Annotated in this window: 16 protein-coding genes; 8 read left to right on the forward strand and 8 right to left on the reverse strand. The window is 69.4% G+C overall.

Features of this window, described 5'->3' with window-relative positions; all coding sequences use genetic code 11:
* Window positions 1-4: 4 nt before the first annotated feature.
* Window positions 5-895 carry a hypothetical protein gene (locus ABZ470_RS02970; RefSeq protein WP_362909582.1) on the forward strand — a complete coding sequence of 297 codons (891 nt, stop codon included), beginning with the start codon at window positions 5-7 and terminating at the stop codon, window positions 893-895.
* Here the strand turns inward: ABZ470_RS02970 and ABZ470_RS02975 are convergent.
* On the reverse strand, window positions 802-1,434 hold the full coding sequence (locus ABZ470_RS02975; RefSeq protein WP_352015208.1) for a class I SAM-dependent methyltransferase: 633 nt from the start codon (window positions 1,432-1,434) through the stop codon (window positions 802-804). The genes ABZ470_RS02970 and ABZ470_RS02975 overlap by 94 nt on opposite strands.
* Before the next feature lie 235 nt (window positions 1,435-1,669).
* Here ABZ470_RS02975 and ABZ470_RS02980 point away from each other — a divergent pair, with 235 nt between their 5' ends.
* Together ABZ470_RS02980 and ABZ470_RS02985 are read left to right on the forward strand one after the other, a co-directional pair.
* Entirely contained in the window at window positions 1,670-1,864 is a 195-nt protein-coding gene (locus ABZ470_RS02980) for a ferredoxin (RefSeq protein WP_352015137.1), read from the forward strand.
* Between the two features lie 12 nt (window positions 1,865-1,876).
* Window positions 1,877-2,962, forward strand: a complete 1,086-nt coding sequence (locus ABZ470_RS02985; protein ID WP_362909585.1) for a zinc-binding dehydrogenase — start codon at window positions 1,877-1,879, stop codon at window positions 2,960-2,962.
* 349 nt (window positions 2,963-3,311) lie between these two features.
* Here ABZ470_RS02985 and ABZ470_RS02990 read toward each other — a convergent pair whose 3' ends face one another.
* Window positions 3,312-4,301 (reverse strand): helix-turn-helix domain-containing protein, encoded by a 990-nt coding sequence (locus tag ABZ470_RS02990; RefSeq protein ID WP_352015135.1) that lies wholly within the window; start codon window positions 4,299-4,301, stop codon window positions 3,312-3,314.
* Window positions 4,302-4,519: 218 nt separating this feature from the next.
* Here ABZ470_RS02990 and ABZ470_RS02995 point away from each other — a divergent pair, with 218 nt between their 5' ends.
* Window positions 4,520-5,161 carry a dioxygenase gene (locus tag ABZ470_RS02995; RefSeq protein ID WP_352015134.1) on the forward strand — a complete coding sequence of 214 codons (642 nt, stop codon included), beginning with the start codon at window positions 4,520-4,522 and terminating at the stop codon, window positions 5,159-5,161.
* Window positions 5,162-5,633: 472 nt separating this feature from the next.
* On the forward strand, window positions 5,634-6,692 hold the full coding sequence (locus ABZ470_RS03000; RefSeq protein ID WP_352015133.1) for a dihydrodipicolinate reductase: 1,059 nt from the start codon (window positions 5,634-5,636) through the stop codon (window positions 6,690-6,692).
* 37 nt (window positions 6,693-6,729) lie between these two features.
* On the opposite strand, the gene ABZ470_RS03005 is transcribed toward ABZ470_RS03000, so the two are convergent.
* From ABZ470_RS03005 to ABZ470_RS03030, 6 genes are all read right to left on the reverse strand, one after another.
* Complete coding sequence (locus ABZ470_RS03005) at window positions 6,730-7,236, reverse strand: flavin reductase family protein (protein WP_362909587.1); 507 nt, start codon at window positions 7,234-7,236, stop codon at window positions 6,730-6,732.
* A gap of 177 nt (window positions 7,237-7,413) precedes the next feature.
* Window positions 7,414-7,968 (reverse strand): NAD(P)H-dependent oxidoreductase, encoded by a 555-nt coding sequence (locus ABZ470_RS03010; RefSeq protein WP_362909589.1) that lies wholly within the window; start codon window positions 7,966-7,968, stop codon window positions 7,414-7,416.
* The gene (locus ABZ470_RS03015; protein WP_352015130.1) at window positions 7,965-9,302 is read right to left on the reverse strand and encodes an LLM class flavin-dependent oxidoreductase; all 1,338 of its coding nucleotides are present in this window, start codon (window positions 9,300-9,302) and stop codon (window positions 7,965-7,967) included. The genes ABZ470_RS03010 and ABZ470_RS03015 overlap by 4 nt, the downstream gene beginning before the upstream one ends.
* Window positions 9,302-10,189: an ABC transporter permease gene (locus tag ABZ470_RS03020; protein WP_362909591.1), complete on the reverse strand. Its 888-nt coding sequence runs from the start codon at window positions 10,187-10,189 to the stop codon at window positions 9,302-9,304. Before ABZ470_RS03020 ends, ABZ470_RS03015 begins: the two co-directional genes overlap by 1 nt.
* Window positions 10,182-10,991: an ABC transporter ATP-binding protein gene (locus ABZ470_RS03025; protein ID WP_362909593.1), complete on the reverse strand. Its 810-nt coding sequence runs from the start codon at window positions 10,989-10,991 to the stop codon at window positions 10,182-10,184. Before ABZ470_RS03025 ends, ABZ470_RS03020 begins: the two co-directional genes overlap by 8 nt.
* Window positions 10,988-11,998, reverse strand: coding sequence for an ABC transporter substrate-binding protein (locus ABZ470_RS03030; protein WP_362909595.1), 1,011 nt, complete (start codon window positions 11,996-11,998; stop codon window positions 10,988-10,990). The genes ABZ470_RS03025 and ABZ470_RS03030 overlap by 4 nt, the downstream gene beginning before the upstream one ends.
* Before the next feature lie 225 nt (window positions 11,999-12,223).
* Between ABZ470_RS03030 and ABZ470_RS03035 the strand changes: the two genes are divergently transcribed.
* The 3 genes from ABZ470_RS03035 to ABZ470_RS03045 all read left to right on the forward strand — a co-directional run bounded on the left by ABZ470_RS03035 (window position 12,224) and on the right by ABZ470_RS03045 (window position 17,007).
* Entirely contained in the window at window positions 12,224-12,889 is a 666-nt protein-coding gene (locus ABZ470_RS03035) for a phenylalanine--tRNA ligase beta subunit-related protein (RefSeq protein ID WP_352015126.1), read from the forward strand.
* 170 nt (window positions 12,890-13,059) lie between these two features.
* Window positions 13,060-16,728, forward strand: coding sequence for a multifunctional oxoglutarate decarboxylase/oxoglutarate dehydrogenase thiamine pyrophosphate-binding subunit/dihydrolipoyllysine-residue succinyltransferase subunit (locus ABZ470_RS03040; RefSeq protein ID WP_362909597.1), 3,669 nt, complete (start codon window positions 13,060-13,062; stop codon window positions 16,726-16,728).
* 99 nt (window positions 16,729-16,827) lie between these two features.
* Window positions 16,828-17,007 (forward strand): DUF6104 family protein, encoded by a 180-nt coding sequence (locus ABZ470_RS03045; protein ID WP_352015124.1) that lies wholly within the window; start codon window positions 16,828-16,830, stop codon window positions 17,005-17,007.
* Window positions 17,008-17,039 lie beyond the last annotated feature (32 nt).

Here is a 17,039-nt window from a genome sequence, read left to right on the forward strand (position 1 = left end):
AAGGGTGCCCGTTTCGCGCCGGCTGGCGGTCTCGGTGACCGTCGTCACCCTCGCCGGGCACCTCCTGCTCGGGTTCGAGCAGGCCTACCTGGCACCGGTCGTCGGAGTCCTCACCGGCGTGACCGCCGAACTGGCGCTGGAGACCGTGCGGGCCTGGACATCCCGCGACAGACCCCGCTACCTGACCGACCGCGCCTTCCTGCTGCCGTCCTACGCCGAGAGCCTGCTGTGCGCGATGCTCCTGTACGGCCAGGCCCACCTGGCCGGGATCGCGCTGGCCGCCCTGGTGGGGGTCGCGAGCAGGCACGTCCTGCGGGCCGGGCGGCCGGGGACGCCCTTCGTGAATCCGGTCGCCCTGGGGGTGACCGTCGCGGCGCTGCGCCCCGGAGTCGAGATGGCGCCGCCGTACCAGTTCACCGCGTGGGTGCCGGAGGCCCTGCAGTCGTTCGTGCCGCTGGTGCTCCTGGCCCTCGGCATGACGTTCGTACGGTCTTCCGGGCGGTTGCCGCTGGTGCTGGCCTGGGCCGGGGGCGTGGCCCTGGCCGGGCTGGTCGCGGGTCCCGGTTTGGGTCACGGTTTGGGTCACGGCCTCCTGGCGGTGACGGACGCGGCGTTCGTCCTGCACACCTGCTTCGTGCTGCCCGAGGCGCGCACGACGCCGTCCCGGCCACGTGAGCAGGTCGTGTTCGGCCTGTCCGCCGCCGTGCTGTACCTGGCGCTGCCCGGCCCCGGGCCCATGGCGGCGCTGCTGGCGGTCTGCGCGCTGCGGGGGGCCTGTCTGGCCGTGCTGGGGCGGCGGGGTCAGCCGATGCCGGGGCCGACACGCTCCAGGACCCGCAACGAGCCCTCCCGTCTGACCTCCCTGAACGCCCCGGAGGCCAGGGCGCGCAGATAGACGCGGTGGGGCTCCTGCCCGCCCTCGGCCGGGTCGGGGTAGATGTCGTGGAAGACCAGTGCCCCGCCCTGGAGGACGTGCGGGGCCCACCCCTCGTAGTCACCGGTCACCGGCTCCCGCGAGTGGCCGCCGTCGATGAAGAGCATCGCCAGCGGGGTGCTCCAGAGCGCGGCCACCCGCTCGGAGCGGCCGACGACGGCGACGACCTCCTCTTCGAGGCCCGCGGCGGCGATCGTGTGGCGGAAGGTCGGCAGGGAGTCCATCCTGCCGAAGCGCGGGTCCATCAGCGTGGGGTCGTGGTGCTCCCAGCCTGGCTGGATCTCCTCCGAGCCCCGGTGGTGGTCGACGGTGACGACCACGGAACCGGCCAGCCTTGCCCCCGCCCCGAGGTAGACGGCCGACTTCCCGCAGTAGGTGCCGATCTCGCAGATCGGACCGCGCGGGCCGTACTCGACGGCCGTCTCGAAGAGGGCGAGGCCCTCGGCGTGCGGCATGAACCCCTTGGCGCCGAGCGCGGCGTCCAGCAGGTCCTCGGGCATGGTCACGTCGCTCACCGCAGCAGGCTACCGGGGACCGATCGGCGTTCCACACGGCCCTTGCCCACCGTTATGCAACATGTTCTACTTTCCACCGTGAACCAGCGCGCCCGCCGTCAGGCCCCGGAGCGGGCCGCGAAGAACCCCCCGTGACAGACCACACGCGACGTCCGTGCCCTACGGTCTGATCCAGGGGCGGGTTCCCTCATCTGACCTGTCCCCCGCGTAGGAGGTTCACATGAAGGTCAAAGTCGACCACATGGTGTGCGAGGCCAACGCCGTCTGCACCGGACTCGCCCCCGAGGTCTTCGAACTCGACGACGACGACCAGCTCCACGTGCTGCTGCCCGAACCGCCGCCGGAGGCACAGGACCGTGTCCGGCACGCCGTACGGTCCTGCCCGAAGGCCGCCCTCTCCATCGAGGGCAACTAGGAAGGCTTCCCCATGCGTGGTGCGTTGCTGCACGCCGTCGGCGACGACCGTCTCGACATCCGGGACGACCTCGCCCTCGCCCCCGTCGGGCCCGCCGACGTCCGTGTCAGGATCAGGGCGACCGGCGTCTGCCACTCCGACCTCTCGGTGATCAGCGGAGTGCTGCCCATGCCGCTGCCGGTCGTGCTGGGGCACGAGGGCGCGGGCGTGGTCGTCGAGACCGGGGAGCGCGTGACCTTGGTCTCCCCCGGCGACCACGTGGTCGTCAACTGGACCCCGGCCTGCGACACCTGCTCGAACTGCCTGGCGGGCCAGCCCTTCCTGTGCATGACGTACATGAAGGACGCCTTCGTCAACGCCCGCTTCCGCTACGACGGCGGGACCCCGGCGTACGGCATGGCCGGATGCGGTACCTGGGCGGAGGAGATCGTCGTCCCCTGGCAGGGCGCGGTCAGGATAGACCCTGAGCTGCCCTTCGAGATCGCGGCGCTGATCGGCTGCGGCGTCACGACCGGTGTCGGCGCGGCGCTCAACACCGCCCGCGTCAGGCCCGGCTCGACCGTGGCCGTGGTCGGTTGCGGCGGCGTCGGCCTGTCCGTGGTGCAGGGCGCCCGTGTCTGCGGGGCCACGACGATCCTGGCGATCGACCCCCTGGAGTCCAAGCACGAACTGGCCCTCAAGCTCGGCGCCACCCACGCCGTCACCCCCGACCGGCTCTCCGACGCCGTCCGCACGATCACCGGTGGACGGGGCTTCGACTACGGCTTCGAGGCCGTGGGCGGCTCCGCGACCATCATGACCGCCTGGAAGGCGACCCGCCGCGGCGGCGACGTCATCGTGGTCGGCGCGGGCGCCTCCGACGACCTCGTCCCGTTGAGCGCCTTCAACCTGTTGTTCGAGGGCAAGAACATCCTCAGCTCCCTGTACGGCGGCGCGGACGTCCGCAGGGACTTCCCCTTCCTCGCCGAGCTCCACAAGGCAGGCAAACTCCACCTGGAAGGCCTGATCAGCTCCCGAATCCCCCTGGCCGACCTGAACGAGGCGATAACCGCCCTGAAAACCGGCGAACCCCTCCGCCAGATCATCCTCATGGACTGACTCTCAGCCCCGCCTCCCCCCGGCCCCCCGGCGTTGCCCGTGAAGGGTTTGGCCTGTGCCGTACCGGCGCCAAGTGTGAGGAGTTTCGGCTTGGGCGCGTCGGTGCTTGGACTGAGGAACGCAGGAGCGCAGCGACGGAGAGACGAGGGAAAGCACCGACCCGAAGCGCCCAAGCCCCCGCGACGCCGCCAGGCGGAGCAAAAAGGCAGGACACGGCCTGCGTTCACTCTCAAGTGAACGCAGGCCGTGCCGTCGCATCCGCCCCCCACCGGGTGGATGCGGGTTCTCGGGCCACCGGCCGCCCGCCTTGTGGGCGGGGACGCCGGTTCCCGAGTGGCCGTGCCGCCGGTCAGGCGGGCTGTCGCTGTGCCGTACCGTCCTCGACGTCCTCGTCGGCGAGGGCGGCGCGGTAGTCGCTGGGCGCGCAGCCGTAGATCCGCCGGAAGGCCCGGCTGAAGGAGGCGGCGTCGGAGAAGCCCCAGCGCGCCGCGATGGAGCTGACCCGGTCGGCGCGCAGGTGGGCCGTGGACAGTTCCCTGCGGCAGCGGTCCATTCTGCGGGTCCGCACGTGGGCGGCGACGGTCATGCCGGCCGCGTGGAAGATCCGGTGAAGCTGGCGCACCGAGACGTGGTGGGCGTGCGCGATGACGGCGGGCGACAGGTCCGGGCGGTGCAGGTTGCGCTCGATCCAGTCGGTGATGCACTGCAGCAGCTCGGCGCCCGCGCCGGGTACCGGCGATTCGCCGCTGAGCCGCTCGCTCAGGGCGGAGGTCACCATGTTGACGATGGCCTCCCCGAGATACTGGCCGTGTGGCCCGTCGACGGCGTCTCCCTCGGCGGCCAGGGAGGTCAGGAAGGAGACGGTCAGTCTCCCCGGTCCCTGCCTGCTGGCCAGCAGGGTGCCCGCCAGGTCGGCCACGTGGGCCGCGGGCAGCGGGATGGCCGAGCGCGGCACCGTGAGGGCGAGCAGGTGGTGGGCGTCGAGGACGAGTTCCATCGGACGGCTGAGGTCGTAGAAGACCAGGTCTCCGGCGCTCGCCACGACGCGGCGCCCCGCCTGCTCGATGACTCCGGAGCCCCGCAGCAGCAGGCAGAACTTGTAGTTCTCCCTGCCTCCCCTGGTGGTCATGTGCCGGGCGGCACGGCTGACCACGTGCGCGGGGGCGCGTACGTCGCTGACCTGGACGGGGCCGAGGGTACGGCTCGCGATGCGGCCGGCGAACCCCCCGGTGTCCCCGGCCCGCAGCTGTAGCGGGCCGAAGGCGTCCGACACGACATTACGCCAGAACTCGACCTGCTCCCTCGGGGGCAGGCCGGCCGTACTGACGAGTGTGGGCATGACGCTCTCCTCGGCGTTAATGAGGCGATGACCCTAGCTTCACCCCTGGTTTCTACTCGGCGGCAATCCCATTCAGATCCAACATCGCGTTATGCCCGGCACGCCCTGACAACAGACTGGCACTTAGAGTCAACCTTGCAAGTCAGATGAATGGATATACACATCTGGAGCCGTGCGCACCCCCAGCACGGCCACCACCTCGCTGAAGGAGAACCTCGATGTCCGAGATTCCTCTCACCCCAGAAGAGGAAATGGAGTCCGGCCTGAGCCGCAAGCAGTTCGTCGCGGCGGTGGGCCTGGGCGCGATCGCGGCCCCGGTGGTCGCGGGCGCGATCGCGGGCCCTGCCTCCGCACTTCAGGGGCAGGACCTGCCTCTGGCCTGCACCCCCGGCGGCTCGACCACCATCGCACAGACGGAGGGGCCGTACTTCAAGCCCAACTCCCCGCTGACCGCCAACATCGTCCCGGCGGGAGCGGGCGGCACCAAGCTGACGGTGACCGGCCGTGTTTACAGCCGTTCGTGCAAGCCGCTGGCGAATGTGCTGCTGGACTTCTGGCAGGCGGACAACGCCGGCAACTACGACAACTACGGCTTCAGGTTCCGCGGCCACCAGTTCACCGACGCCAACGGCGCCTTCTCCCTGACCACGATCGTCCCGGGCCTCTACCCGGGGCGGACCCGGCACATCCACGTCAAGCTGCAGGCGCCCAACAGGCCGATCCTGACCACGCAGCTCTACTTCCCGGGTGAGCCGCGCAACCAGACCGACACGATCTACGACCGGCGTCTTCTCATGACCGTGCAGTCCGTGCCCGGTGGGCGCGCCGCCTCCTACGAGTTCGTGCTCAACGTCCCCTGACGGACCGCCTGATCTCCTGACGGCCTCCTTGGACCGGCCGGGCCGTCGTTCCGCCTATCCCGTAGCCAGGCGGAGCGGCGGCCCGGCCTCGCCTTCTCCGCCATAACTCCGGCGTTCACCGACCATGACTTCGGACCGTTCCAAAACGGCCTGACAGACCTTTTGTCAAGGCCGCTGTCAAGCGTGGCGTTTGTCGCAAATGTCGCAACAGGGATGTTTTGCCGGACATCACATACGCCTTCACAGAACATACTTCTGCCTTCCGAGATGCCTTCCCGGGCGCCCGGTGAGCCATGATGTTCACATCCGCGCCCTCCCGAAGCACGGAGGAAAACGACAGGGTGTCAGACCGTCGCGGATAGTGATCGAGCGTGTGAATTTCTGCTAAAGTTTCTGCACTTACCGGGCGAGGGTAATCAATGCAACTCCTCCCAGTACGGCCCTGCCCAAAGACCCCGGGCTGGAGGCCCCCATGCCCCCACCGCCGCCCCTCCGCGTGGTCCAGTGGGCCACGGGCGCCGTTGGCAGATACTCCCTGCGCAATCTGATCCGCCGTCCCGAATTCGAACTCGCCGGAGTGTTCGTCTACGACCCCGGCAAAGTCGGTCTCGACGCCGGTCCGCTCGTCGGACTGCCGGAGACCGGCGTCCTGTGCACCGACGACGTCGAGCGCATCCTCGCTCTCGACGCCGACTGCGTGCTGCACATGCCGTTGCCCTCGGCCGCCTTCGACGGGGATCCGACACCCGACGTGGAGACGTTCTGCGCCCTGCTCGCCTCGGGCAAGAACGTCGTGACCACGACGGGGTTCGTCTACCCGTGGTGTTACGGCCCGGCGGTCGTCGGGCGGATCGAGGCCGCCTGCGCGACGGGCGGCTCCTCCCTGCACGGCACCGGCATCAACCCGGGCTTCGTGAGCGACATGCTCCCTATCGCGCTGAGCGGCCTGTCCGGCAGGATCGACCACGTCTACGTCCGTGAGTGCTCCGACTTCAAGGGGCATCCGTCCCGCAGGCTCGTGGTCGACCTGTTCGGCTTCACCCGCTCGGCCAAGGACTACGCGACCGCGGTGCGCCCGTTCCGTGCGTACCAGCGCGGCCTGTTCGCCGAGAGTGTCCAGCTCGTGGCGAGCACCCTCGGCGTGGCCCTCGACGAGGTCGACGAGAGCGACGAGTTCGACCTGGCGTCGGAGGAGTTCGAGATCGCCGCGGGCCTGGTCAGGAAGGGCACGGTCTGCGCGTCCCGCTGGACGTTCAGCGGGCTGGTCAGAGGCCGTCCCTTCATGACCGTCGAGTGCGTCTACAAGGCGGACGCCAACAGGGTCGACCGCTGGTCCGCCCCCGGTTTCGTCGTCCACATCGAGGGTGTGCCGCAGATGACGGTCTCCCTCGACGCGATCTCCCACGGCCTGGCCGGGGCCGCGGCCCACGCGGTCAACTCGGTGGCCGCCCTGTGCGCGGCGCCGCCCGGCATCCGCACCCTCCTCGACCTGCCGCCTCCCACCGGGCGGGGCACCGTACGACTGGCCTGACCGGCGGGGACGTCCTTCGGGCGTCCCCGCCGGACGATCAGGTGTGCGGGGTGAAGCGGCCGAACCTGCCCCGGTGGTAGAGCAGGGGGCGGTCGTCGGAGACGAGGTTGGTCTCGGTGACCAGGCCGACGACGAGGACGTGGTCGCCGATGTCGACGGTCGAGTGGGGGACGCACACCAGCTGGGCGGAGACGCCCCCGAGGATCGGGACCCCCTGGGGGCCCGGCCACCACTCGGTCGGGGCGGCGAAGCGGTCGACGCCTTTGCGGGCGAACCTTGAGGCCAGTTCCGCCTGGTCGCTGGCCAGGACGTTCACCGCGAAGTGCTCCGCGAGCCTGAGCGAGGGCCAGGTGGTCGAGGACTGGTCGACGTAGAAGGAGACCAGCGGGGGTGTGAGGCTGACCGAGGAGAACGACGTGGCCGTCAGGCCGACGGGAACCCCCCGCGCCTGCGCGGTGATCACCACGACGCCGGCCGCGTGTACGGCCAGCGCCTGCCGGAAACGGTCGGCGTTCACGGCTCGGCCGGGGAGGGTCTCGGTCACGAGTCCTCCCCCGCGAGCCGTTCCACACCGGAAACGCCGGAGAGGATCTCGGAACCGGTTGCGTCGTTCCGCTCGGTCACTTCTCCTCCTCCAGGGCGTAAACCACGCTTATGATTCGCAACCTATTCATAACGCCTTCTCTTCCCGATCTCATCGGGGACTCCCTCCTTGCCGCGTTCACGCCCGGGTCACCGCGTCCACCGAGCCCTTCGCCGTGAGCGCCGCCCTGACCTGAGGGGCGACCCTGTCGGCCCAGGGACCGAGGACCTCGTCCAGGGCGGGGATCTGCGACTCGACCACCGCCAGCCCGGGGGTCGGCACGCTCGCGCCCAGCTCGACCAGGAGAGGACGCAGGTGGACCTCCACGGCCAGGGCGTGCCTGGCGTCACCCAGCACCAGCAGCGGGAGCGCGACGACCGAGGCGAGCGCGCCCCCGGGAAGACGGTCCAGGAAGACCTTGAGCAGGCCGGTGTAGGTCCCCTTGTAGGTCGGGCTCGCGACCACCAGCACGTCGGCCCGCCGTACCAGGTCGAGGGCCGCCTCCACCTCGGGTGAGGCCTGGGGGGAGAGCAGCCAGGGGGCCAGGACCGACAGGTCGACGACCTCCTCCTCGGCTTCCCGCCCGGACCACTCGTCGCCGAGCCGCCCGGCCACGGCCCGCGCCGCCTGGACGGCCACTGCGTACGTGCGCGACCCGGTCCGCGGGTTGCCCACCACTGTCACGATGCTCATGAGGCCACCGACACCTTCTGCTCGAACTGCTCAAAACTGGACACCGGTCGCGCCAACCCGTAGTTCTGGCGCAGGGTGCGGCCTTCGTACTCGGTTCTGAACAGGCCACGGGCCTGCAGCTCGGGTACGACGTGATCGACGAAGTCCGCCAGGCCGCTCGGCAGGACAGGCGGCATGATGTTGAAGCCGTCCGCCGCGCCGCTGGTGAACCACTCCTGGATCTGGTCGGCGATCAGTTCCGGGGTACCGGCGACCACCCGGTGTCCCCTGCCTCCCGCGAGCCTGCCGATCAGCTGACGCAGGGTCAGCCGCTCACGCCTGGCGAGGTCGGTGACGAGTTTGAACCTGCTCTGCTGACCGTCACTCGGCTCGGGCAGTTCGGGCAGCGGCTCGTCCAGCGGGTGGCCGGACAGGTCGGCGCCGAGCATGGTGGACAGCTGCTGCACGCCGTACTCGGGGATGATCAGGTCCTGGAGCTCCCGTTCCAGCCGGAGTGCCTCCTCCTGGGTCGAGCCGATGATCGGTGAGATGCCGGGCAGGACCAGCAGCTCGCCGGGGCGCCTGCCGTACCGGGCGAGGCGGGACTTGAGGTCGGTGTAGAACGCCTGCCCCTCGGCGAGGGTCTGCTGGGCGGTGAACACGGCCTCGGCGAACCGGGCGGCGAACTCCTTGCCGTCCTCCGAGGAGCCCGCCTGCACCAGCAGGGGATGGCCCTGCGGGGGACGGGAGGTGTTCAGCGGGCCCCTGACCCTGAAGTGGGTCCCGACGTGGTCGAGGGCGTGGATCCTGCCGGTGTCGGCGTAGCGGCCCGCGGCGCGGTCGTTGAGGATCGCCCCGTCCTCCCAGCTGTCCCAGAGTTTGGTGACGACCTCAAGGAACTCCGTGGCGCGGGCGTAGCGGTCGCCGTGGGAGGGGCGTTCGATTCCGAAGTTGTGCGCCTCCGCCTCGGTCGCGGAGGTGACGATGTTCCACCCCGCCCTGCCGCCGCTGATGTGGTCGAGCGAGGCGAACTTGCGCGCCACGTGGAACGGCTCGTTGTAGGTGGTCGAGACGGTCGCGATCAGGCCGACGTGCTCGGTGACCGCGGCCAGCGCGGCCAGCAGCGTGAGCGGTTCCAGGCCGCCGAGGGCGTTGTGCCGGACGTTTCCCCACAGGGCCAGCCCGTCGGCCAGGAAGACCGAGTCGAGCCTGCCCCGTTCTGCGATCCTGGCCAGCTCCTGGTAGTGCCGTACGTCGGCGATCAGGCCGGGGTCGGTTTCCGGGTGCCGCCAGGCCGCCTCGTGGTGGCCGACGCCCATCAGGAACGCGTTGAGATGGAGCCTGCGTTCGGTCATCAGGAGGTCCTCCACGTCGAGAAACGGCGCTCCAGACGAACGAGGAGCTGGTTGATGAGCAGTCCGAGCACCGAGATGGTGAGGATGCCCGCGTACATCTCCGGCACCCGGAAGTTGAACTGCGCGTAGTTGATCAGGTAGCCGAGGCCGGCCTTGGCGCCGACCATCTCCGCGGCGATCAGCACGAGGATCGAGTAGGCCCCCGCCAGCCTGATGCCGGTGAAGATCGTCGGTACCGCCGCGGGGAGGATCACCTTCTGGAACAGCCGGAACGGCCCGAGTCCCATCGACCTGGCCGACTTGACCAGCAGCGGATCGACCCCGCGCACCGCCGCGATCGTGTTGAGCAGGATCGGCCAGGCGCAGGCGTACAGGATGATCGAGATCTTGGACGTCTCGCCGAGCCCCAGGATCAGCACGAACACCGGGAGCACGGCCAGCGCCGCGGTGTTGCGGAACAGTTCGAGCAGCGGGTTGAGGAACTCGGCGACCGGCCGGTACCAGCCGATCAGCAGGCCGAGCGGGATGGCCACCACGATGGCCAGGACGCATCCCGCCAGTGACCTGACCAGGCTGGCCTGGGTGTGGTCGAGCAGCTCACCCGAGACGAGCAGGTCCCACCACGCCGTGAGGACCTGCGAGAGCGGCGGCAGGAAGGTGGGGTCGACCACGTCGAGGCGGGGCAGGACCTCCCAGATCACGGCCAGCACGGCGATGGCGGCCGTGCGCCTGCCCACCGCGACGGCGGCGCGCGCCGTACCGCGCAGCAGGCGGGTACCGGCTCCCGGGACGGCGCCCGCCGTACGGGACGCCTCCTGGAGCGCCTCCCTGGCGAGACCCCGCGTGGTGACCTCGGTGGAGACCGTCCTGGTCGAGACGCTAGCCAACGGGGACCACCTCCTCGGCCCTCGTCTCGATCCTGGCGGCCTCGGCGGCCTCCTCGCGCAGCAGCGTCCACACCTCGTGGCGGTAGGCGCCGAAGCGGGCGTCGGCCCGCAGGTCGCCCTCGCGGCTGTCGAACTCGATGTCGAGGATCCGCTTGATCCGGCCGGGGCGGGGGGTCATGACCGCGACCCGCTGGCCGAGGTAGACGGCCTCGTCGATGCCGTGGGTGATGAAGACCACCGTCTTGCCGGTCCGCTGCCAGATCCGTAGCAGCTCCTCCTGGAGCGACTCGCGGGTCTGGGCGTCCAGCGCGGCGAACGGCTCGTCCATCAGCAGCACCTCCGGGTCGAAGGCGAGGCTCCTGGCGATGGCCACCCGCTGGCGCATGCCCCCGGAGAGCTCGTGCGGGTAGCGTTCCTCGAACCCGCGCAGCCCGACCAGCTCCAGGTGCGCCCTGGCCCGTTCGGCGCGCTCCCGCTTCGGTACGGCCTTGGCCTCAAGCCCGAACTCGACGTTCGACAGCGCCGTGCGCCAGGGGAAGAGCGCGTACTGCTGGAAGACGACTCCCCGGTCGAGACCCGGCCCCTCGACCGGGGTCCCGTCGAGGAGGATGCGACCCCTGCTCGGCACGGCCAGTCCGGCGAGCAGGTCGAGGAGGGTGGACTTGCCGCAGCCGCTCGGCCCGACCAGGGTGAGGAACTCCCCCTCCCGCACGTCCAGGTCGACGTCGTCGAGGGCGGTGAAGGGCCGGTCGGCGCCGCGGACGGCGAACTCCTTGCCGACGCCCTGGATCTGGAGCTTCATCCCTTGCCTCCGAACGGGTTGTAGGCGTTGGTGAAGAGGTCCTCGGTCTTGACCTGGCCGGGCTTGATCTCACCGGCGCGCTGCAGCCAGTCGATCCAGATCTGGAACTCCCTGGGGTCGATCACGCCGCCCTTGCCCGCGACCCCGCTGCTCTTCCAGAGCTTGATGGCGGCGGTGTCCTCGTTGCGGTGCCGTTTGGCGATGATCGCCTCCGCCCTGGCGACGTACTCCTGCCGGGAGTGGGTCTGGGTCCACTCGACGGCCCTGGCGACCGCCTCGACGAACTTCTTCGTGGTGTTGGGGTTGCGGGCGATGAACCTGTCGGTGAGCACGTAGCTGCCCGCGGTGAAGGGGCCGAACAGGTCGATGTCCTTGAACAGGGCGCGGATGCCGCCGCGTTGCAGGGCCGTGTCGCGCAGGACGCCGTTCAGCGCGGCCACGTCGATCTGGCCCTGGCGCAGCGCCTGCTCGGTGCTGATCGGAGGCACGACGACCAGCTCGACCTGCTTGATCTCCTCGGGGGTCAGGCCGCCACGCTTGAGGTACTCCTTGAGCACGGCCTCCAGGTGCGCCCCGAGGGTGTTGACGCCGATCTTCTTGCCGATCAGGTCGCGGGGACCCTTGATCGGCGAGCCGTCGGGGACGAAGTAGCCGACGTAGCTGTCGGCGTCACTGCCGTAGTAGCCGACGACCGCCTTGATGGGAGCCTTGGCGGTGGCCAGTTTGATGATGGCGCCGTTGAACGCGCCGCCGAAGTCGGTCTGCCCGGTCGCGGCGGCCTGGATGTCCTGCGGCCCCGAGATCGTGTTGCCGATCCACTTGAGCTTCACAGGGGCGAGGTAGCCGAGGTCCTCGGCGAGCTCGGGGAAGGTCACGGCGCCGACGTTGCCCTGGTAGCGCAGCTCCAGGGTCTCCGGCGCACCGGGTTTGGCCGCGGCCTCCGCGCCACAGCCCGCGAGGCCGAGAGCGAGCAGCACAAGGAACGGGACGTTTCTGAACTTGATCACGAACGTTTCCTGAGGGATGAAGGAAGGGGGGACGGAGGTCGGTTCGTGATCACGGACACAGAGCACTGAACACGCGACAGAAGTCGACATGTGCACACCGGGTCAGATAGAGGCCCATACCGGAGAAGCTACGCACGACTCCACGCTTAGTCAATATTTCCTACTTGTTTTGCATGAAATCGTAGGTGAGAAGTATGTGACAGGGGACGACCTAGACTGAGGTCCGTGATTGAGGACATCCGGGTCGACCCCGCCGTCAGCGCGCTGCGGCCGGACTTCGCCGTCCTGGCCATGGCCGTGTACGGCCTGCGCAACGGCCCGACCGACGACAGGTCGAGGGCCTGGCTGGCGACGGCGGCCCAGGAGGCCGTCTCCGCGGACGACCCGAAGGTCGAGGCCTGGCGGGAGGCCTACCGGGCATTCGGCGCCAAACCCCAGCGGACCAGGCCGTCCGTCGACGCGTTGGTCAGGCGCATGCCGCTGCCGGAGATCAACCTGGTGGTCGACGCCTACAACACGGTCAGCGTCAGGCACGGGCTCCCCATCGGCGGAGAGGACCTCGGCCGTTACGCCGGGGCGGCCAGGCTGGTCAGGGCCGTGGGCGACGAGCCGTTCGAAGTGATCGACAAGGGCGAGACCGTGATCGACACCCCCGAGATCGGCGAGGTGGTCTGGCGCGACGACCTGGGTGTCACCTGCAGGCGGTGGAACTGGCGGCAGTGCGTGCGGACCCGGATCACCGAGGAGACGACCGACGCGCTGTTCCTGCTGGAGCGCCTGGCCCCCATGTCCCTCGACGAACTGCACGCCGCGGGCGAGGAACTGAAGGCCCTGCTTGAGGCCGTGACGCCGGGCGTCAAGATCGAGTCCAGGCTCGTCGAGCATGAATGACCAGACCGGTACCACCCAGATGGACCCCCCGGGGATGACCGTTTTGAGCTGTCCTGAGAGGATCAGGCGGAGAGCTGCGGTCAGACTGGCGCAGGTCCGGGTCCGGGCGAGTAGCCTTGGACAGGTTCTCTATCATCAACGCCGATCTGCGGAAGAGGGCGATTTCCGCCGTGTCGTCTGAGTCGTCGCGGACAAACCCGCTGGCAGCCTTTGGTCAAAACGAATGGCTGGTCGACGAGCTATATCAGAAGTACCTCCAGGATCCCGAGTCCGTGGACCGTGCCTGGTGGAACTTCTTCGCTGATTACAGCCCTGACTCCGGGGCGGGCAGAGCCGCGCCCCCCGGGACGGCCCAGGCCGCTCCCGTTCCCCCGACCTCCGCTGCGGCGCCGGTGACCCCGGCGGCCACTCCGGCACCCCCCGCGCCGAAGCCAACCTCGGCGCCGGCTGCCCGATCCAAGCAGGAGACCCCGTTGCCCGCCGGTACCGAGGAAGTCAGACTCCGTGGCGCGGCCGCCCGTACGGCCGCCAACATGGAGGCCAGCCTCGAAGTGCCGACGGCGACCAGCGTGCGCGCCGTACCGGCGAAGCTGCTGATCGACAACCGCATCGTGATCAACAACCACCTGTCGCGGGGTCGCGGCGGCAAGGTGTCGTTCACGCACCTGATCGGTTACGCGGTCATCAAGGCCCTCAAGGTCCTGCCGGAGATGAACCACTCCTACACGGAGGTGGACGGCAAGCCGGTGCTGGTCAAGCCCGAGCACGTCAACCTGGGCCTGGCCATCGACGTCGCCAAGAGCGACGGCACCCGCCAGCTCCTGGTGCCCTCGATCAAGGCGTCCGAGTCCATGGACTTCCGCCAGTTCTGGGTCGCCTACGAGGACATCGTGCGCAAGGCCAGGTCCGGCAAGCTGGGCGTGGAGGACTTCGCGGGCACCACGATCTCGCTGACCAACCCGGGCACGATCGGCACCGTCCACTCGGTGCCGCGCCTGATGCCCGGCCAGGGCACGATCATCGGTGTCGGCGCGATGGAGTACCCCGCCGAGTACCAGGGCGCCTCCCCGGAGACGCTCTCCCGCCTGGCGGTGAGCAAGGTCATGACGCTCACCAGCACCTACGACCACCGGATCATCCAGGGCGCCCAGTCGGGTGACTTCCTGCGCCAGATCCACCGGCTGCTCCTCGGCGAGGACGGCTTCTACGACGAGATCTTCGAGGCCCTGCGGATTCCGTACGAGCCGATCCGCTGGGTCCAGGACATCTCGGCCACCCACGACGACGACGTCGCCAAGTCGGCCCGTGTCATAGAGCTGATCCACGCCTTCCGGGTCCGCGGTCACCTGATGGCCGACACCGACCCGCTTGAGTACAAGCAGCGCAAGCACCCCGACCTCGACATCAAGTCGCACGGGCTGACCCTGTGGGACCTGGAGCGCGAGTTCGCCACCGGCGGCTTCGGCGGCCGTCCCCTGATGAAGCTGCGCGAGATCCTCGGCGTGCTGCGTGACTCCTACTGCCGCACCATCGGCGTGGAGTACATGCACATGCAGAACCCCGAGGAGCGCGCCTGGATCCAGGCGCGGGTCGAGCGTCCGCACGCCAAGCCCGACCGCACCGAGCAGCTGCGCATCCTGGAGCGGCTCAACACCGCCGAGGCGTTCGAGACGTTCCTGCAGACGAAGTTCGTCGGCCAGAAGCGCTTCTCGCTGGAGGGCGGCGAGTCCCTGATCCCGCTGCTCGACTCGGTGCTGTCTGCCGCCGCCGAGGAGGACCTCGACGAGGCCGTCATCGGTATGGCCCACCGCGGCCGGCTGAACGTGCTGGCCAACATCGTCGGCAAGTCCTACGGCCAGATCTTCGGCGAGTTCGAGGGCAACATCGACCCGCGCAGCGCCCACGGCTCCGGCGACGTGAAGTACCACCTGGGCGCCAGCGGTGACTTCGTCTCGCCCGACGGCTCCAAGCTCAAGGCCTCCGTCGTGGCCAACCCCTCCCACCTGGAGACGGTCGACCCGGTCCTTGAGGGCGTGGTCCGCGCCAAGCAGGACCTGCTCGAACGCGGCGAGGAGGGCTTCAGCGTCCTGCCCGTGCTCGTCCACGGCGACGCGGCCTTCGCGGGTCAGGGCGTGGTCGCGGAGACGCTGAACCTGTCGCAGCTGCGCGGCTACCGCACCGGCGGCACCGTGCACATCGTGGTCAACAACCAGGTCGGCTTCACCACGAGCCCGGCCAGCTCGCGTTCCAGCGTGTACGCGACCGACGTGGCCCGGATGATCCAGGCGCCGATCTTCCACGTCAACGGCGACGACCCCGAGGCCGTGGTCCGGGTCGGCAAGCTGGCCTTCGAGTACCGCCAGACGTTCCGCAAGGACGTCGTGATCGACCTGATCTGCTACCGCCGCCGCGGCCACAACGAGTCCGACAACCCGGGCTTCACCCAGCCGCTGATGTACGACCTGATCGACGCCAAGCGCTCGACCCGCAAGCTCTACACCGAGGCGCTGATCGGCCGGGGCGACATCACGGTCGAGGAGGCCGAGAGCGCGCTGCGCGACTACCAGGCCAAGCTGGAGAACGCCTTCGCCGAGACCCGCGAGGCGGTCAAGCAGCCGACCGGTGAGTTCGCCCGTCCCGACACCATGGAGACCATTCCCTGGTCCCACGAGGACACCCCGACGGGCATCTCCGAGGAGACGGTCAAGCGGATCATCGAAACGCAGCTCAACCTGCCGGAGGGCTTCACCGTCCACCCGCGTCTGCTGCCGGTGCTCCAGCGCCGGGGCCAGATGGTCGCCGAGGACCGCATCGACTGGAGCACGGGCGAGACCCTGGCCTTCGGCTCGCTGCTGATCGACGGCCACCCGGTCCGTCTCGTCGGCCAGGACTCCCGGCGTGGCACCTTCACCCAGCGGCACGCCGTGCTGGTCGACCGGGTCACCGGCGCCGAGCACACCCCGCTGAAGGCGTTCAACCAGGGCACCACGAAGCTCTACATCTACGACTCGCTGCTCAGCGAGTACGCCGCGCTCGGCTTCGAGTACGGCTACAGCGTGGAGCGCCCCGAGGCCCTGGTCGCCTGGGAGGCCCAGTTCGGTGACTTCGTCAACGGCGCCCAGTCCGTCATCGACGAGTACATCACCGCGGGCGAGCAGAAGTGGGGTCAGCGTTCCAGCGTCACCCTGCTGCTGCCGCACGGCTACGAGGGTCAGGGTCCCGACCACTCCTCGGCCCGCATCGAGCGCTTCCTGCAGATGTGCGCCCAGGACAACATGACGGTGGCCCAGCCGACGCTGCCGGCCAACTACTTCCACCTGCTGCGCTGGCAGACGATGTCGAACCGGCGCCGTCCGCTGGTGGTGTTCACGCCCAAGTCGCTGCTACGGCACAAGGCCGCGGTCTCGGCGGTCAGCGAGTTCACCTCGGGGTCGTTCAGGCCCGTGCTCGGCGACGCCACGGTCAACCCGGCGCAGGTCCGCAGGGTCGTCCTGTGCTCCGGCAAGATCTACTACGACCTGGCCGCGGCCAGGGAGAAGCAGGGCAGGAACGACGTGGCGATCGTCCGTCTGGAGCGGCTCTACCCGTTCCCGGCGAACCCGCTGCAGGCCGAGCTGGCCCGCTACGGCGACGACGTCGAGGTGGTCTGGGCGCAGGACGAGCCCGCCAACATGGGCCCGTGGCCGTTCCTGACGCTGAAGATGGTCGAGCACCCCGACGCGTTCGGCGGCCGCAGGCTCAGGAGGATCTCCCGCAAGGCGAACTCCTCCCCCGCGACCGGCTCGCACTCCGCGCACGAGACGGAGCTGCAGCAGATCCTGGACGAGGTCTTCGGCTAGACCGGGCACGACGCACACCGAGGAAGTCCCCCACAGGCGATCCTGTGGGGGACTTTCCCCTTTGAGACCTGCCGAGAGACCTGTTGAGAGAGGACGACGATGTACTTCACCGACCGTGGCATCGAGGAGCTCGTCACGCGCCGCGGCGAGGAGGAGGTCAGCCTGACCTGGCTCGCCGAGCGGCTGCGCGAGTTCGTCGACCTGAACCCCGAGTTCGAGACCCCGGTCGAGCGGCTGGCGACCTGGCTGGCCCGGCTGGACGACGAGGACGAGGAGTAAAACACGATATATCTTGACCATTGCCGATAACG

Source organism: Streptosporangium sp. NPDC020072, assembly GCF_040631445.1.
Classification (GTDB): Bacteria; Actinomycetota; Actinomycetes; order Streptosporangiales; family Streptosporangiaceae; genus Streptosporangium.

What these genes read in the sequence shown, in the direction of transcription:
- ABZ470_RS03045 (WP_352015124.1), top strand. Translation starts at nt 16,828, where the DNA reads ATGTACTTCACCGACCGTGGCATCGAGGAGCTCGTCACGCGCCGCGGC.
- ABZ470_RS02980 (WP_352015137.1), top strand. Translation starts at nt 1,670, where the DNA reads ATGAAGGTCAAAGTCGACCACATGGTGTGCGAGGCCAACGCCGTCTGC.
- ABZ470_RS03010 (WP_362909589.1), bottom strand. Translation starts at nt 7,968, where the DNA reads ATGAGCATCGTGACAGTGGTGGGCAACCCGCGGACCGGGTCGCGCACG.
- ABZ470_RS03000 (WP_352015133.1), top strand. Translation starts at nt 5,634, where the DNA reads ATGCCCCCACCGCCGCCCCTCCGCGTGGTCCAGTGGGCCACGGGCGCC.
- ABZ470_RS02975 (WP_352015208.1), bottom strand. Translation starts at nt 1,434, where the DNA reads ATGCCCGAGGACCTGCTGGACGCCGCGCTCGGCGCCAAGGGGTTCATG.
- ABZ470_RS03025 (WP_362909593.1), bottom strand. Translation starts at nt 10,991, where the DNA reads ATGAAGCTCCAGATCCAGGGCGTCGGCAAGGAGTTCGCCGTCCGCGGC.
- ABZ470_RS02995 (WP_352015134.1), top strand. Translation starts at nt 4,520, where the DNA reads ATGTCCGAGATTCCTCTCACCCCAGAAGAGGAAATGGAGTCCGGCCTG.
- ABZ470_RS02985 (WP_362909585.1), top strand. Translation starts at nt 1,877, where the DNA reads ATGCGTGGTGCGTTGCTGCACGCCGTCGGCGACGACCGTCTCGACATC.
- ABZ470_RS03015 (WP_352015130.1), bottom strand. Translation starts at nt 9,302, where the DNA reads ATGACCGAACGCAGGCTCCATCTCAACGCGTTCCTGATGGGCGTCGGC.
- ABZ470_RS02990 (WP_352015135.1), bottom strand. Translation starts at nt 4,301, where the DNA reads ATGCCCACACTCGTCAGTACGGCCGGCCTGCCCCCGAGGGAGCAGGTC.